The sequence below is a fragment of the Streptomyces sp. SAS_281 genome, from assembly GCF_052542855.1.
The window spans coordinates 1-15,946 of sequence record NZ_JBMNDO010000075.1 but is presented as its reverse complement, the minus strand read 5'-3'; the positions used below and the strand labels follow the sequence as shown (position 1 = coordinate 15,946).

Annotated in this window: 11 protein-coding genes and 3 pseudogenes; 9 read left to right on the top strand and 5 right to left on the bottom strand. The window is 67.5% G+C overall.

Annotated features, from left to right (window positions below; translation table 11 throughout):
* Positions 1-110: 110 nt before the first annotated feature.
* Positions 111-830, top strand: a pseudogene (locus ACN6LM_RS25195) (ISL3 family transposase); the annotation flags it as partial.
* 504 nt (positions 831-1,334) lie between these two features.
* On the opposite strand, the gene ACN6LM_RS25190 reads toward ACN6LM_RS25195, so the two are convergent.
* On the bottom strand, positions 1,335-1,577 hold the full coding sequence (locus ACN6LM_RS25190) for a DUF6411 family protein (RefSeq protein WP_445067665.1): 243 nt from the start codon (positions 1,575-1,577) through the stop codon (positions 1,335-1,337).
* 628 nt (positions 1,578-2,205) lie between these two features.
* On the opposite strand from ACN6LM_RS25190, the gene ppk2 reads away from it, so the two are divergent.
* From ppk2 to ACN6LM_RS25175, 3 genes and pseudogenes are all read left to right on the top strand, one after another.
* Positions 2,206-3,162, top strand: a complete 957-nt coding sequence (gene ppk2 / locus ACN6LM_RS25185) for a polyphosphate kinase 2 (protein ID WP_445067664.1) — start codon at positions 2,206-2,208, stop codon at positions 3,160-3,162.
* Between the two features lie 1,546 nt (positions 3,163-4,708).
* Complete coding sequence (locus ACN6LM_RS25180; protein ID WP_445067683.1) at positions 4,709-7,645, top strand: RHS repeat-associated core domain-containing protein; 2,937 nt, start codon at positions 4,709-4,711, stop codon at positions 7,643-7,645.
* Between the two features lie 352 nt (positions 7,646-7,997).
* Positions 7,998-8,360, top strand: a pseudogene (locus ACN6LM_RS25175) (transposase); the annotation flags it as partial.
* A 52-nt stretch (positions 8,361-8,412) separates the two neighbouring features.
* Here the strand turns inward: ACN6LM_RS25175 and ACN6LM_RS25170 are convergent.
* A protein-coding gene (locus ACN6LM_RS25170; protein WP_445067663.1) for an IS5 family transposase occupies positions 8,413-9,230 on the bottom strand; the annotation gives its coding sequence in 2 pieces (ribosomal slippage) (positions 8,413-8,880 and positions 8,883-9,230; 816 coding nt in all).
* 99 nt (positions 9,231-9,329) lie between these two features.
* On the opposite strand from ACN6LM_RS25170, the gene ACN6LM_RS25165 reads away from it, so the two are divergent.
* The gene (locus ACN6LM_RS25165; RefSeq protein ID WP_445067662.1) at positions 9,330-9,764 is read left to right on the top strand and encodes a DUF6228 family protein; all 435 of its coding nucleotides are present in this window, start codon (positions 9,330-9,332) and stop codon (positions 9,762-9,764) included.
* 388 nt (positions 9,765-10,152) lie between these two features.
* Here the strand turns inward: ACN6LM_RS25165 and ACN6LM_RS25160 are convergent, their stop codons facing one another.
* Positions 10,153-10,311 carry a hypothetical protein gene (locus tag ACN6LM_RS25160; protein ID WP_445067661.1) on the bottom strand — a complete coding sequence of 53 codons (159 nt, stop codon included), beginning with the start codon at positions 10,309-10,311 and terminating at the stop codon, positions 10,153-10,155.
* Positions 10,312-10,562: 251 nt separating this feature from the next.
* Here ACN6LM_RS25160 and ACN6LM_RS25155 point away from each other — a divergent pair, with 251 nt between their 5' ends.
* Complete coding sequence (locus tag ACN6LM_RS25155) at positions 10,563-11,243, top strand: DUF5701 family protein (protein WP_445067660.1); 681 nt, start codon at positions 10,563-10,565, stop codon at positions 11,241-11,243.
* A 75-nt stretch (positions 11,244-11,318) separates the two neighbouring features.
* Here the strand turns inward: ACN6LM_RS25155 and ACN6LM_RS25150 are convergent, their stop codons facing one another.
* Positions 11,319-11,900: a hypothetical protein gene (locus tag ACN6LM_RS25150; protein WP_445067659.1), complete on the bottom strand. Its 582-nt coding sequence runs from the start codon at positions 11,898-11,900 to the stop codon at positions 11,319-11,321.
* Here ACN6LM_RS25150 and ACN6LM_RS25145 point away from each other — a divergent pair.
* Complete coding sequence (locus tag ACN6LM_RS25145; RefSeq protein ID WP_445067658.1) at positions 11,899-12,243, top strand: hypothetical protein; 345 nt, start codon at positions 11,899-11,901, stop codon at positions 12,241-12,243. The genes ACN6LM_RS25150 and ACN6LM_RS25145 overlap by 2 nt on opposite strands.
* Before the next feature lie 346 nt (positions 12,244-12,589).
* Here the strand turns inward: ACN6LM_RS25145 and ACN6LM_RS25140 are convergent, their stop codons facing one another.
* A complete protein-coding gene (locus ACN6LM_RS25140) occupies positions 12,590-13,168 on the bottom strand; it encodes a TetR/AcrR family transcriptional regulator (RefSeq protein ID WP_445067657.1) in 579 nt (192 codons plus the stop codon).
* A gap of 88 nt (positions 13,169-13,256) precedes the next feature.
* On the opposite strand from ACN6LM_RS25140, the gene ACN6LM_RS25135 reads away from it, so the two are divergent.
* The gene (locus tag ACN6LM_RS25135) at positions 13,257-14,138 is read left to right on the top strand and encodes an SDR family oxidoreductase (protein WP_445067656.1); all 882 of its coding nucleotides are present in this window, start codon (positions 13,257-13,259) and stop codon (positions 14,136-14,138) included.
* A 649-nt stretch (positions 14,139-14,787) separates the two neighbouring features.
* Positions 14,788-15,549: pseudogene (locus ACN6LM_RS25130) on the top strand (transposase family protein).
* Positions 15,550-15,946 lie beyond the last annotated feature (397 nt).

Sequence of the window (15,946 nt, the reverse complement as noted above, 5' to 3'; positions counted from 1 at the left end):
AACTTCTGTGGTGTGCCTACTCCCTGTAACGGTTGATCTCTCGGGAGCGTCTTCTGAGATCGTCCGGAAATGGCTGGCGACGGCGACGATCGAGGCGATGGTTCTGGGCTGTGCGCGACGTACTGCTCCGGCTGGAAGAGCTGCTTTTCCTGTCGGCTCCGGAGATCAGAGTGGTGTCGGTACAGGACGACGGGGAGGTGGTCCGAGTGGGTGTCCGATGTCGGGCGGCCAGGGCTCGGTGCCCGGGCTGCGGGAACTGGTCGGGACGGGTGCACGGCTCCTACCTGCGGTTCCCCGCTGACCTCCCGGTGGTGGGGCGGCGGGTGGTGCTGTGTCTTCGTGTCCGGCGTTTCGTGTGCGAAGACCTCTCCTGCAAGCGGCGGACGCTCGTCGAGCAGGTCGCTGGCCTAACCCGGCGGTACAGCCAGCGAACCGAGCGACTGCGGTCAGTGCTGGCCGAAGTCGGCCTCGCATTGGCCGGTCGTGTCGGCGCCCGACTGGCCGACGTCTTCGGTGCGAGGGCCAGCCGGAATACGGTCCTGCGGCTGGTAGACGCCCTCCCGGAGCCCGAGCCACAGGCCCCGCGTGTGGTCGGCGTTGACGAGTACGCGATGCGTAAGGGCCGTGTCTACGGGACCGTGCTGGTCGACGTCGAGACCCGCAGGCCGGTGGACCTGCTGCCGGACCGAGATGCCGACACTGTTGCGGCCTGGATGGCCGAGCGCCCGGGGATCGAGGTTGTTTGCAGTGACCGCGCTCCATTCTTCGCCGAGGGCGCCAGCATCGGGGCGCCCACTGCGGTCCAGGTCGCCGACCGGTTCCATCTGTGGCGCAACCTCGGCGAAGCGGCCGAGCGCTGTGTCTCCCGCCACCGCTCGTGTCTGCGCGCGTCCTTAGCCGAGCCGGCGCCGAATCCCACTGTGGTCGAAAGCGGGTCGCCATGGCCCACCGGGCACCGGTTCGCCGACCGTACCCGCGCCAAGCACGCCGCTGTCCACGCGCTGCTGGCCGCCGGCCACAGCCGACGGTCGGTCCAGCGCGAGCTCGGCACGACCTACCGCACCGTCCAGCGGCTGGCCGACGCCGCACGGCCGGAAGACCTGTTCCAGGGGCAGTGGCCGAACCGCCAGACCAAGCTCGACGACTTCAAGCCGTACCTGCACGAGCGATGGGCCCAGGGCTGCACGAACGCCTGGACCCTCTGGGAACGGGAGGAACCCGAGCCATCGCAGCTATCGAGCCATCACCACATCGTTCATCAGGGTCGAGCCAGCACCGGGGAACCCGCTGTACGACAAAGCGGAGTGAAGCCGTCCGGTGCTGTGGCCCGTGGTTCAGAACGGCATGTGTCCGCGGGCCCGGCGCCCGGCCGAGCCGCTCTTGCCCACCGCGTGCGAGCTGCTGGTGAACGGCTTCTGCAGGAAGCGTCCGAGGACTCCCGGAGCCTTGCCCCCAGCCCTCGCCCCCAGGCCCAGGGTGCGCTGCGTGCCGTTCTGGGGGTGGCGGGAGAAGCGTGGGAGGAGGAACGCCAGAACCAGCAGCACGACACACACGGCGATGATGCCGACTACAACCATGATGGACTCCTTCGTAGGACGGGCCCGGGGCGCGCAGGACATGACATGCGAGGTCGTTCGGTGGATCCCGGACGTACCTCGCGGACCAGCCGCACGAGCTCCAGTACGGCCCAGGGACGAAGGGACCAGTGGTCTCCGTGTGCCCTTCGGAGGCGGCCTCAGACCTGCCGTCCGCAACTCGCCTCCGGCAAGGCCTGGGTAGAGTACGCGCGGGTTCGGGTAGTTCTCCGGATGGAGCGGGAGGCTGGAGCTGAGGAGGCGTCGGCGGGAGACCCGTGCGTGCGCGACCCGTGGTCACTCGGCTTGAGTACGACGGCTCGGGCCGCCGGCCGGGTGCGTGCCCGCAACACAGCCCGGAGCAGAGCCGTGGGGGCGTTGCGCGCCTCCGGGGATGACCGCAGCCTTGGGACATGACCGCCTCCGCGTGACGTTGCCGAGTGAGAACGCGGTGTCCGGGCTCCCCGTCGCATATAGGCGGTGGGCCCCGAAGTGTCGGGCCCGCTTTCCGGATGGTTCCCGCCGACCCCGTTCTGGTGCGGACAGGGCCGCGAGCGGCAATCTCGCTGAAACAGTGACGATGCACCCATGGCAAAGCGTAAGCAAAGCACCCTGGGGTATGGCGAACTGCATGAACGAGGCGGAAGAGCGAGCGCGGTTGCTGCGCGGTCTGAGTGTGGACGACAGCCGACCCGAGCGGCCGGTGCTGCTGGACGACTCCGGTGAGGTCATCCAGACGTGGCGCGACAATCACCCCTACGACCACAAACTGCGCCGCAGGGAGTACGAACGCACCAAGCGTGTCCTGCAGATCGAGTTGCTGAAGCTCCAACGGTGGGCCCAGGAATCAGGAGCAAGGATCGTCGCCCTTTTCGAGGGGCGCGACGCGGCCGGCAAGGGGGGCACCATCCAGCGTTTCAGCGAACGGCTCAACCCTCGTGGCGCGCGGATCGTGGCCCTGGACAGACCGTCCGAGCGCGAGGCGGGACAGTGGTACTTCCAGCGGTATGTGCCACATCTGCCCGCGCGTGGAGAGATCGTGTTCTTTGACCGCTCCTGGTACAACCGTGCCGGCGTGGAAAAGGTGATGGGGTTTTGCACCGACGAGGAATACGACCGGTTTCTGCGCCAGTGCCCCGTCTTCGAGGACATGCTCGTGGACGAGGGGATCATCCTGGTCAAGTTCTGGTTCTCGGTTTCGCAAGCAGAGCAGCGCACCCGTTTCGCAATCCGGCAGGTGGACCCCTTGCGGCGGTGGAAACTGTCGCCGACCGACATTGCCTCACTGGACTTGTGGGACGCCTACACCGCGGCCAAGGTCGCCATGTTCCGTGCGACCGACACCGAACAAGCCCCCTGGACCGTCGTCAAGAACAACGACAAGCGGCGTGGGCGCCTGGAGGCGATGCGCAGTTTCCTGTGGCGCATCCCTTACGACAACAAGGACTGGGAAGCCATCGGTGAGCCCGACCCTCTGATCGCCGGAGCCGCCGAAACGCTGATGGAACGGGGCGAGGACCCCGTCGATCTCACCCCCACTCCGCTCGCTAGGACGCACGACGGACCCGGCAATCACCCCTCTGCCTGAAGAACGGGGCGCGGAGGCGTGTAGCGGCCGCGCGAGTGCGTCGGGGAGCCGGGCCGGGTTGTTGTCGGACTCGGGTGCCTTTTTCGTCCCCCTGTGGGCAGCCCTCGGCGTCCCACACCACACCCCAACCTGCCTCGAGCCAGGAAAAAAGCGGTTCACCGCCGCCACCGGACACCTCGCTGCAGGCAAAAGCTGGCCGCCCGGCGCGGCTCCCCACCTCCTCGCACTCGCCCTGTTCTCCACCGCCTGGGACATCCGGTTGACGGCAGCGCAACCGGGAGGGGACAGAGGCGTGGCTGGCGCGCTCGGTCAATGGGCCTGGGCGGTCGCGTTGCGGCGGGTGCGGCGCCGTCGTCCGGCCGGGCTGGTGCTGTCGTGCCCCCTCCTTGCAGCCTGGGCAGACCTTCGTCTGTCTGCGTGAGAGGGGCGCACGAGGGACGCCTGTGTCCTGTGTCAGCGTGGAGCGCCGTGGCCGGTACGGATCATCCGTGCCGACCCCGGCCGTCTTGTTTCCTGGTCGGAGACACGGCGGCCCCGCGCCGGCCCGCCCGGATGCCAGTTACTCAACCAGTTGTCCGGCAGGCCGCCTTCAAGGCTGCGCGGCTCGGGCTGCCTTCAAGGTTGCGCAACGCGTTGCCCGTGGTCCCGGCGCGGACTTGTATCCGCCCAGTTCAGGGGCCATGGGTCAGCGCGAACTTGCGCCGACCGACACCTCTCCCCAGAGGGAAGCGGCGCTGTTTCTCTCTCCGACCGCAGCGCGAGACGAGGGCGCATACGTTCCTTCAGGTCCTGCGACAGCACCTCTGGGGAACCAGCCCTGAGTTGTGCGGCGGCCGCGAGTCGGATCCGGCCATCTGTGAAGAATCGTTTCATTAAATTTTTCTCTCTTATGCGCCGATTTTCCAGCTGTTTTGTGCTGGTTGCTGGTATGTGGGGTGAGGCTGGTTTCGGGGGCGTGTGCGGGGGGATTTCGGGGGCATACCCCCCGGATTTTGTGTGGGGGCTGTGTGAGTCTGTGTGCGCCTGGTGGCCGCTGGGGCTGTTGGGATTGTCTTCCTGTGGGGGGAAGTTGATGTCTTCACGTGCCTTTGGCATGCCCTCTCGGCGTGCCCGCACGACCGTTCGCCATACGTTGACTGCGACTGCTGTGGTCCTTGCGCTGGGGGTGGCGGCTCTGCCGGCGGCCGCGGCCGGTCAGCCGGAGGCCCCGGTTTCCGTCTGGGGTAAGAAGGAGCAGAAGCTGGAGCGGCCGCAGGTGAAGTCCGGTGTGAACCGGGCACCCGCTACCGCGCCGTCGGTGAAGCCTTCGGGGGAGCGCGCGGCGTGGCTGGATGCCGAGTGGGAGCGTACGGACCGGGCGAGGGACGCGGCCGGTGCTGCCGCGCTGGTCCGCAAGCAGAACAAGGCTGCTCCGAAGGCGGCGCCTTCGGTCGAGACGGCCGAGTCGGGCGGGGTGGTACCGCTGGTGTGGGTGCCGCGGGGGCAGGGTGATGTGCCCTGGCACCGGATAGCGGACACACGGCTGACCGATGCGCTGGTGGCGCGGGTGGACTACTCGACAGGCAATCTGATGCTCGCGGGTACCGATTTCGATATTGCCGGGGTGGGGCAGAAGTTGCAGCTGGCGCGGACGTACAACTCGCTGGACGCGCCGGCCGGGGCGATGGCGCAGCGGGCCTGGTTCACCTACGAGCGGCGCCTGGACACGTTCTTCACCGACGAGGTCGACTGGTATGACTCCACCGGTGCGACGGTGTCGTTCAAGAAGAAGAGCGACGGCACGTTCACCACGCCGGACGGTTACTCGCGGGACCTGGTCAAGAACAGCGACGGCACGTATACGCTGACCGACCGCAAGTCCGGAACGAAGGACACCTACACATCGTCAGGGACGCTGTCGAAGGTCACCGACCGCAACGGGGGCGTGATCACGGTCGCGTCGCACGGGGAGGGCGCCGGGTTCAAGGTCACCGAGAGCCGGTCGGGGCGGTGGGTGGACGTCACCAACGACGGCGGCGGCTGGTGGCACGCCACCGACCACACCGGCCGCCAGGTCTCCTACCACCTCGACGACCAGGACCGCGTCCACAAGGTCACCGACGCCAACCTCGCCACCGTCACCTACGACTACGACTCCTCGGACCGCATCGAGCAGGTCACCACCCAGGAGAACCGCGTCACCCGCTTCACCTACGACAGCGCCAACCGGGTCACCTCCATGACCAGGGCCGCCACCGAGGGCGGCACCGCCGGCCCCACCTGGACCTATGCCTACTCCGCGTCCTCGGCCACGGCCGCGGGGACCACGACGGTCACTGACCCGGAGGGCGACACGACGAAGTACGTGCACAACGGCGATGGTGAGGTCACCAAGGTGACCGACCCGCTGACCCACTCCCGCTCCACCACCTACCAGGCCCACATGGCGACCACTGCGGTCGACGCCATGGGCTCGGGCTCCACCGCTGGGAACACGACGACCTACGGGTGGGATGCCCGCAACAACCCGACCTCCGCGACCCTCCCCAGCGGCGCCATGGCGCAGATGACGGGGTGGCTGACGAAGGCGGGCATGGACGTACCCGGCACGTTCGACAGCCCGGACGACAGCAAGACGAACTACACCTACGACGCGGTCGGCAACACCACCTCCGTGGCCGTCACGGGAACCGGCGGCGGCACGACGACCACGGATTACAACCCGTCCACTCCTACGTGTGGCGGGTTCAAGGGGCAGAAGTGCTCGGTCACCGACGCCCGGGGCAAGAAGACGTCGTTCACCTATGACGCCAAGGGGAACCTGACGAAGGTCACCCCGCCCGCGCCGCAGGGCGCGACGACGCTTACGTACGACTACGCGGGCCGCCCGGATGTCGTCAAGGACGGCCGCGGCATCCAGACCGTCTACGTCTACGACGACCGGGACCGCGTCATCAAGGTCTCCTCCACCAACGCCACCGTCCAGTACGCCTATGACGACGACGGCAACATGACCTGGCGCAAGGACGGCACCGGAGAGACCGATTACGCCTACGACACCCTCTCCCGCGAGATTTTCCGCTCCCTGCAGGACGACTCCGAGGCGACCCTCGCCTACACGGCGGCCGGGGACTTGGACACCTACACCGACCCCATGGGCGCCACCCACTACACCTACGACGACGCCGGGCGCCTCGAATCGCTGAAGGACCCGGCCGGCCGCACCACCACGTACACCTACAACAACAACGACAAGCGTACCCACACCAATTACCCCGGCGGCACGGTCCAGAAGGTCACCCTCGACGAGGACGGCAAGCCCACCGCCATCAAGGCCACCAACGGCAGCGCCACCCTGGTCGATCTCGCCTACACCTACACGACCGGCGCCGGTGACCCGGGGACGAAGATCTACAGCCGCACCGACGCAGCCGCGGGCCGCAAGACCGTCTACACCTACGACAGTGCCGGGCGCCTGTCCTACGCCAAGGAAACGAACACGTCCTCCGGTGCCCGTACCGCGTCGTGGCTGTACTGCTTCGACAAGTCCGGCAACCTCACCCACCAGGACACCACCGCCACCTCCTGCCCCGCCGGCCCGACCTACGGCTACGACGACGCCTCCGAACTGGAATCGAAGAGCGGTTCGACCACCGGTTGGTCCTACGACGAGGCCGGCAACGAAACCGGCGCCGCCCCGGCCGGCGGCACTGCCCGCAGCGGGGAGTCGTGGTCGGACTACAACCAGCTCACCAGCATCACCGCAGGCGGGACCACCTACCAGGCCGAGCACGCCGGGACCACCAACGACGAGCGCACCAAGTTCGGCGACACCTGGTTCCACCACACCCAGCTTGGCCTTGCCTCCACCACCACCGAATCCTTGGATACGGGATTCGTCCGTGAACCCGGGGGCACCCTCAACTCCATGACGCGCAGCGGGAAGAGCTACTACTACCTCACCGACGCCACCGGCAACATCCTCGGCGCCGTCGACCAGGCAGGCGCCCGCACCCACACCTACGCCTACACCCCCACCGGAACCGCCCGCACGTCCCCCACCGAAACCGTCCCCCAGCCCTACCGGTTCGCCGGCGCCTACAACGACCCCACCGGCCTCTACAAAATGGGCGCCCGCTACTACGACCCCACCCTTGGCCGCTTCACCCAGCCCGACCCCTCAGGCCAGGAAACCAACACCTACCTCTACGCCACCGGCGACCCGATCAACCACACCGACCCCAGCGGCCTTATCAGCGTCGGGGACGCGCTCGGCGTGGCCGGTGATGCAATCACGGGCATCCAGCACCTTGCTGATGGAGACACAAAAGCCCTTTGGGGAGACGTGCTCGGAGTCGTGGCTGGAGGGGTCGCCGGCACGCTCTGCGAATCCGCTGTAGCGGCAAGTGCGCCCGCAACACTCGGTACATCGCTCAGTGCATCACTGGGATGCTACGCAATCGGCTGGAGCGTTGGATCGATAGCATCCAATGCTGTCAGTTAGCCGCTGACTTGCAATGGGTTCGGGGGCGGGTACCCCCGAACCCATTGCAACTCCCAATCGAAGGAGCACCATGCCCAACGTTGGATGGACGGTCGAGCAGCGAGCGACCGTAAAGCGCTACATGCTTTTCGCTACGGTTCTGTCAGTCGTCGGAGTTGTACTTTCAGTTATCCTCATCCTCATCGGAAATATGGGAGGCTGGATCGTTCTCGGAATGATTGTTTGCATGTACGGGGCTGCCTACATGTTCATCCGAAGCAAGGCGGAGAACCAACCCTGATCCGGACGCACGGGGACAGATCTTGGGACTGTGCAACGTTCGGTGTAACTCCCGATCATGGAAGATGCATCGATGACCAGCAACAGCGTGACCGAGGCCGAGACCGTCGAGCCGTCTGAGGCCGTGGTGCCGACGTCCGTGAACGGCCGGCTGATCGACGAGCTAATGATTCGGGCTCAGGCCGAGGGTCTGCAGCTGATCGGAGAGGGCGGGCTGCTCCAGCAGCCGACCAAGCGGCTTCTGGAGTTCGCTCTCGAGTGCAAAATCACCGACCACCTCGGCTATGACAAGCACGATCCCGCCGGGAAGAACGGCGGCAACTCACGCAACGGCACCCGGGCAAAGGCCGTGCTGGCCGATGTCGGCCCGGTGGAGATATCCGTTCCCCGCGACCGCGAGGGCTCCTTCGAGCCGAAGATGTCAAGAAGCAATAAGCCCGTGAAGGAGAATTCAATGCCGCGCATTGGCTGGAGTCTTAGAGGATGTCTCACGTGGTGAGTTTCGCGAGTTTCTTATAGCAGGTGAGAGCTGCGGCGAGGCCCAGGAAGGCGAGGATGTGGCTGCCCTTGCGTTTGTAGCGGACGGCGAGGCGGCGGTAGCCGAACAGCCAGGCGATCGACCTCTCGATCTTCCAGCGGTGTCGGCCGAGCCGCTCGCCGGACTCGATCCCCGGGCGCGCGATGCGCGGGATGAGCCGTCGTGAGCGGAGCCGGGCGAGGTGTCCGGCGGAGAAGTATGCCTTGTCGGCGCGGACCTTAACCGGTCGCCATCGTCGTGGCCCGCGCCGGGACCGTATGGCGGGGAGGCCCAGGAGTAGCGGCTTAAAGGCCTGGCTGTCGTGCACGTTCGCGCCGGAGACCGCGACAGCCAGCGGGATGCCCTGGGCTTCGGACAGCGCATGCAGCTTGCTGCCCTTCTTGCCGCGATCGACCGGGTTCGGTCCGGTCAGCGAGCCCCCCTTTTCGCGCGGACGGATGCGGCGTCGATGATCGCTGAGGTCCAATCCAGTTCGCCCCTGGCACCGAGCTCGTCCATCACCGCCCGATGCAGCCGCCGCCACAGACCGGCCTTGGTCCACGTCGTGAACCGGCGATGCGCGGTGGCCGGCGAGGTGCCGAACATCGGCGGCAGGTAGCGCCAGGCACAACCGCTGGTCAGCAGGTAGACCACCGCCGTGAACACCTTCCGGTCCGCCGCCGGCGCTGTCCCACCGCCCTGTTGTCTGGGCTGGAACGGCGGTATCAGCGGCGCGGCTATCTTCCACAGCCCAGCGGGGACCAGTTCCCACGCAAGATCCACAGCCATGACGGACAACCATGCCCCAAGCGGCACCCCCGGCCCGCGGCCGGGGCAGTGTGGGTATATCACCTGGTCATCGAGCCCCACGACTTCTAACCTGCTCAAATGACCGAAGATGGACCCGCGGTACGCGTGGGAGAGCCCGGACCGAGACCGGTCCACCTGCTCTTCTCCGAGCCGACAAGACCCTATGGCGAAGACCTCACACTCGACTTCCCCGTGAAAGCTCGCGGGCAGTGGGTGAGCATCGAGACCTTGGTGCGGACGTGGGACGGCGACGGCCTCGACACCTTCTTCTCCTCACTGGCCGAGGACTTCCGCGGCTGGGAAGGAGCGCGCAACTGGCGCTCCCTGGAACGGGACCTGACGATCTCGGCGGAGCACCGCCCGGGCGGCTACGTCCACCTGACATGGGACATCCACGACCGGCCTCCGTCCGAGGAGTGGCACTTCGAGACCACCACCGTGCATGCGGCCGGCGAGGAGATGCGAAACCTCGCCGCAGAGTTCCAGATGTTTCTCACGGGCACGGTCGGATAGCTGAGCCACCACGTGAGACAACCGCTAAACCGCCCGACAAGTACTCAGCGTGCGGCGAGTACAAGAGCGCGTACGCAAAGGGCCTCAGGTCTGAGCACTGGCAGTCCGGCCAGGTCGGTGCCGCGATGGGTGGTCACATCGGCTCCTGGATCCGCAGGTGTGGGGCCTGAAGTACCCCCGGCCGGGGTCGATGGCTGCTGGGGGGCTTCGCCTCTGCCCCGGACTCCAGCAGACCGCGGAAGCGCCGCAGTTCCAGCCAGCGTTGCGGATCAAGGACCATGTCAACCGCCCTCCGCCGTCCTGCATCGTTCAACCAGCAGAGTGCCGAGCCAGCCGACCTCACCGCATCAACAACTGTCCCTTTTCAACCGTACGCGGGTGGGGACGTTCACGTGTACGCCGACACCGCCACGCGGACGATGTCCCGGCGCGCGACATCCGTCAGGAGGACCGACGCGTCGGACTCGGCGAGCGGAGAGGCCACCTCGGCGGCACCGAGCCTGGCGTTGATCGACGCCCGCGCCGGGCCGGCCTTGAAGAGGGCCACCTCCGTGACGACGAGTTCGGCCCGGTTGGCCGCGCGGTCGCCGCGGTTCGCACCGGCGCGAGGGCGAGATCGATGGGCGTCGGTAGGGGGTTCTGGAGGCGCGCGATCGGAGCGTCGCTGTCGTGGAGAGTGGTGGGTGAGGGGTGACGCCGCCTCAGTTACATGAGCTCTCAGGTAGCAGCAGCAGGAACTTTCCGGTGAGGCGTTTCGTTGCCCTTGAGCTCATCCACGTTGCTACCTTTGGGAGTCTCGTGCCCGGAACCACGCCAGCCGCCTCCACTCTTGCCTCCGCACTCCCGACGCCCAGCGCGCAGGCGGAACGACTCATCGAACTGGGGGTGCACGAGCTGGCAGGGCTACCTGCCACCGATCTTCGCACCTTCGCGGCAGCCGCCGAAACCCACACCAGCGACGAAGACGTTCTACTCGCCGTTCACCCGGACCACGCACCCGCCTCCGCCCTGGCGCCGCTGCTCCGCCGTGACGGCAAGGAGGGCTTTGTCGTCACCGACATGGCGGACGTCGACCGCTTCGCCCCACTCGACACGCTTGCGCTGCCCGGCACTCCGCTCTACCTCCTCACCGGCCTCGACCGTGGCGACCAGATGGCCAACTGGAGCCCGGAAGAGGCGCTCCCCGCCATCACCGCAGGTACCCGAACCCCCTTGCTGCTCACCGAAGGCATCCACTGGGTGCTGCAGCAGCCCAGCGTCCTCGAACGCAACCACTGCTTCATGACCATCGGCGCTCGCCTGCGCAAGGACAACGGCGCACTCGACGCCCGCACGCCGGCACTCTGGATCAGCAACGGCACCGGCCGCGATGGCCGCGAGCGCCGCAACGCCCCCAAGGTCGGCTGGTGCTGGGCAAACAACCGACACACCTGGCTGGGCATCGCTTCCACGACGGGCCGCAGAACCCATAACCCGTAGAAGTACCTCGCAACCCCGGAGCGCGCGGTGGTCGGTGCGGGAGCTCCACACGGTGGAGGCGCGAGGCTGCACGGTTCAAGGGGGACCGCTGCCGGCCGGCTCCACCAGCCGGGCCTGGACGAACAGATTGTGCAGACCGTGGTCGACGACTACACCCGCCCCGTCGGCCGGGGCCTGATGATGACCGCCGACCTGCACGCCCTGTACCCGCGCGACACCGACGACCAGGCCGTGCTGCGCCCTCTGACCCGCCAGCGGACGCTTCCTCTCTACGCGCGGACCCGCCTGGCCGCCGGGGCGTTGCAGGCCCGGGTTCACGCGGCGCGCCGTGCGGAGCGCCTGGGTTCCCGTGCCCGCCCGCACACCGTCGCCGTGCCCGGCACCTCGAGGACTGGCCTGCGTCCGTCGCGCTCGGACGGGATGGCCGGCCGTGCTCAGGAGCAGCAGCAGGGGACCGATGCCGCCGCGCTGGAGCAGACCTGCGCCACGATCGAGGCCGCGGATCAGATGGCCGTCAGGCTCCAGGACGGCGTCCGGGAGCGCGTTGCCGCCCGCGCTGCCCGGCAGTGGCCCGCCCGGCGACGCCCGCACCGTCACACACCCCGCCGCCCGGCGTGCAGCCGACGCCTGGCCGGACACCCACTGGAGGACTCGCATGACCACACCGGAGAACCTGGGGTTGAAGGACGTCCTCGCCCGAGCCCGCGCAGCCAGTGGGGAGATAGCCGCCGCGCTCGATGAGGACCAGGAGCCCGAGCCCGAGGAGCACGCGAGCTGGCAGCCGATCTGGAAGCGGCCCCGGACACCGAAGTCGAAGGCGGCCAGGAAGAAGGAGCTGGGCGATCAGCGGGAGCGGCTCCGGGACGCCGCCAAGCGCCGCCTTGCTGCGGGGGAGTCGGGCCGGCCCCGCTCCCGGCAGAGCCGGATCGGCAACGCGGCCGCGCGCCGCGATGCCCGCGCCCTGTCCCGGGTGCGGTACTCCAACGCCTGGCTGCGGTGACGATGCCGGACATCGTCCACCGAGTGGAACCCGCGATGTTCTGCATCCTGCGGCGATGTACGACATCGAGTGGAGTCCACTCCGGGTTCGACTCAGTGGGTCCACCCGATGGACTCCACCGAGTGGACTCCATGAGCCTCCGCCAACTTGAAGCCGCAGTTCGAAGGGCTGGCGTGACCGGCTCTCGGGGTGCTCACGCTGGTCGTGGGCGACAGTCTGCGGAGTAGATCATCTGTCAGCGGTTGACTTCGAGGTTTGTCAGGATGAGCAGGGCGGGGAGACGGTCGACGGGCGCACTGCCCATGGCGCCGACAGGGCCCGGCCGGCGACAGCCAAGTGGCATCGATCAGCCCAGCGATGCAGTTGCCGCACGCAGGTCTTCCAAGGCTGCCAGTGCATGTGGCGCGAGTCCTTCTGCGTCATCACGATGGCTTTCGGACCACTGGGAATAGCCTCGCTTGAACGCGAGGACCCCCAGCTCGCCCGCGAGATGCGCGGTCGGTTCGGGGACACCGCGGGCGATGAGCGCGGCTGTCATGGCGGCCGCGAGACCGATGCTCTTAAGGGCGTCGCGCTCCTGAAGTTCGGTGCTGGCTGCCACCGCTGCTTGGAGGCGGGGGCCGAGTTCGCGGTTCGTCGGCCCCATGGCGCTCGATGCGCGCTCGAGGCCGGCTGCCACCGCCTGAAGCGGGCTGGCGTCCGCCGGAGCCTCGGTGATGCCGTCGGCAAGCAGCCTGCTGAGCGTCTCCTGACCAGCGACCAGTAGCTCGCGCTTGTCGGAGAAGTGCCGGAAGAAGGTGCTCTTGGTGACGCCGGCGCGCTCGGCGATCTGCGCCACCGTGGTGGCGTCGTAACCCTGCTCGGTGAACAGGTCGACGGCCGCGACGACGAGTCGCTGGGTCGCCCCTGGTTGCCATCTAGCCATGAGACCAGGATACGTGATGGGACTGTTGTCCCGTCACCGTGTAGAGTCAGTGATGGGACAACGGTCCCATCACTTTCGAGGAGAGCTCATGCACGTCTTTGTCACCGGCGGTACCGGAACCATCGGCTCCGCTGTCGTCACTGAACTGCTCGGCAGCGGTCACACCGTTCTCGCGCTGGCTCGCTCGGACGGCTCCGCGCAGGTCCTCGAGAGGGCTGGTGCCAAGGTGTTGCGAGGAGACCTGGCGGACCTCGACGCCTTGCGGTCCGGCGCGGCGCAGTCCGACGGTGTGATCAGTCTGGCGTTCGGACGCGACTACGGCAGTCCGGGTGCGCTCACGCAGGCCATCGCCGAGGAGAGCGCCGCTCTCACCGCGCTGGGGCAGGAACTCATCGGAAGCGACCGCCCGATCGTCACGGTCTCGGGTACGCCCTGGGTACCGGGACGCGCCTCCACCGAGGCCGATCCGCTGCCGACCGACGGACCGGTGGGCGGTCGAGGCCGTTCGGTCACAGCGCTGCTGGATCTCGCCTCGCGCGGTCTGCGCAGCATGGCTGTCCGCATGCCGCGCACGGTCCACAATGAGGGGCAGGGCGGATTCGCCGGCCTGTTGGCTGATGCAGCGCGCCGCACCGGGGTGGCCGGCTACCCGGGCGACGGCACCCAGCGCTGGCCAGCCGTGCACGCGCTTGACGCAGCGGTCCTGTTCCGTCTGGTCCTAGAGTCGGCACCGGCCGGGACGGCCTGGCATGCCGTTGCCGACGAGGGCGACACGGTGCGGGACATCGCCACAGTCATCGGCCGGCGACTGGGCCTGCCGGTCGAGGAGGTTCCGCAGGAGAGCTTCGGCCCGTTCGGCCCGATCTTCGCCATGGACCAGCCGGCGTCCAGCGCCCATACCCGCGATGCCCTCGGGTGGCAGCCGACCCACCCCAGCCTCCTCAAGGACTTGGAAAATATTCAGCCCTGACGCGCCCCCGCACCGTCTGGGGCTGGCTCAATGGGTTGCCGGCAAAGGGCTCGTATACCCGGTTCACGGGGCACACCCTTTGGTCGTGGGCAACTGAGCCTTTTCCATCTTGATCAGGTGGCGAGCTCGGCGGCAACGGCGGCGGTGACCAGGTGGTCCTGCCGCGGATTTTCCGCAGGAGCCGCCAGCAGTAGAGGACGGCCAGGGCGCGATCGCATGAGCGTTGACCAGCCGAGCAAATTTGGGCAGCATGCACGTGCGACCAGGCATCATCCTGCGATGACACGGGGCCATCATGGCAGTTGAAAAACGGCACGAGTCTCGTCGGCTTCGTGAGCGTCTGCCCGGTTACCTCCTCGCCGTGCCGCTCCTCGCCGGATGGGCGGTCATAGGCCATCGATGGCTAGCTGAACCGTGGTCAATATGCGTCGAGGACACGTTCGGCGTACTTGCAGCAGCCTTGCTCTATGTCGAGATCCGCGCCTGGCGATTCCGGCGTATCCATCGTGCCGATTGATCGCATTCAACCGGCAACAACACTGAGCTTGCTCGCACTTGGTGCAGCAGTCGGCCCTTGGGCTGACAATGCGGTGAAGCCCCTGGTAGATGGGTTTTCGACCAAGAGAACCGTCTCCACCAGAGGCTTCACATGCTTGTCTATCCGTCGGGCGTCGACGTGTCCAGTCCTGCCCTGCGCTTCCTGTCCGACCGTCTGCGGCAGCACCGTCGCGCGATCGGCTGCGGCTGGCGCCGTCTGAGCCCCGGCCGCCAGGCCCTGCTCGCACTCGCCCACCTGCGGATGGACACACATACGCCCAGCTCGCGGCCGGATTCGACATCGGAACCACCACCGCCTACCGGTATGTCACCGAGGCGGTCGACCTTTCGGCCGACCTCGCGCCCACCCTGGCCGACGCGACGCGGACCGCCTCGACGAAAGCCTTCGTGATCCTCGACGGCACTCCAGCCGATCGACCGGATCGCCGCGGACCGACCCTTCTACTCCGGGAAACACAAGAAGCACGGCATGAACGTCCAGGTCCTGACAGATCCCTTCGGCCGACTGCTGTGGGCCTCGCAGGCCCTGCCCGGCGCCATCCACGACGTCCGAGCCGCTCGTGAACACGGCATCGTCGACGCCCTCGCTGAGGCCGACATCAAGTGCTGGGCGGACAGGGCATACCGGGGCGCCGGCGGAACCGTCCGCACCCCGTACTGGGGCCGCTGGAACAGCCTGCCCACCGGTCAGAAGGCCGTCAACCGATCCCACGCGCAGATCCGCGCACTCGTCGAACCGGCCATAGCCACCCTCACAGTCTGGAGACTCCTCCGCAAGCTCCGGTGCTCGACCACGCGAATCACCGCACTCGTCCGGGCCGTCCTCACCCTGCATCTGACCAGCTCAAAGTGAGGATGGAAAGGCTCACTGTCTGCTGAGTAGATCCGTCAGCGGTTGACTTCGAGGTTCGTCAGGACGAGCAGGGCACGCAGGAGGGGGGTGGCGCAGGCCGGATCGGTGCGGAGTTTGGTGAGGATCCGCCAGTTTTTTTAGGTGGGCGAAGCCGTGCTCGACCGGCGCGCATCCGACAGCGATAATGCGGTTGGCATCCTTTTGACCCGGGGTGAGCTTGTGGGCGCGGCTTGCGGTGAAGCCGGTGATGATCACGAGTCGAGTACGTCGTTGTCCAGGCCGCGGGAGCCGAGGTCCGCTAGGTGTATTGACCCGCAGGGTTGTTGACGCGGGTGATTGGGGGCCGGCCTCCGAGTGCGGTGTGGCAGCGATGGTAGTTGTAGCTGTGCAGGAAGCC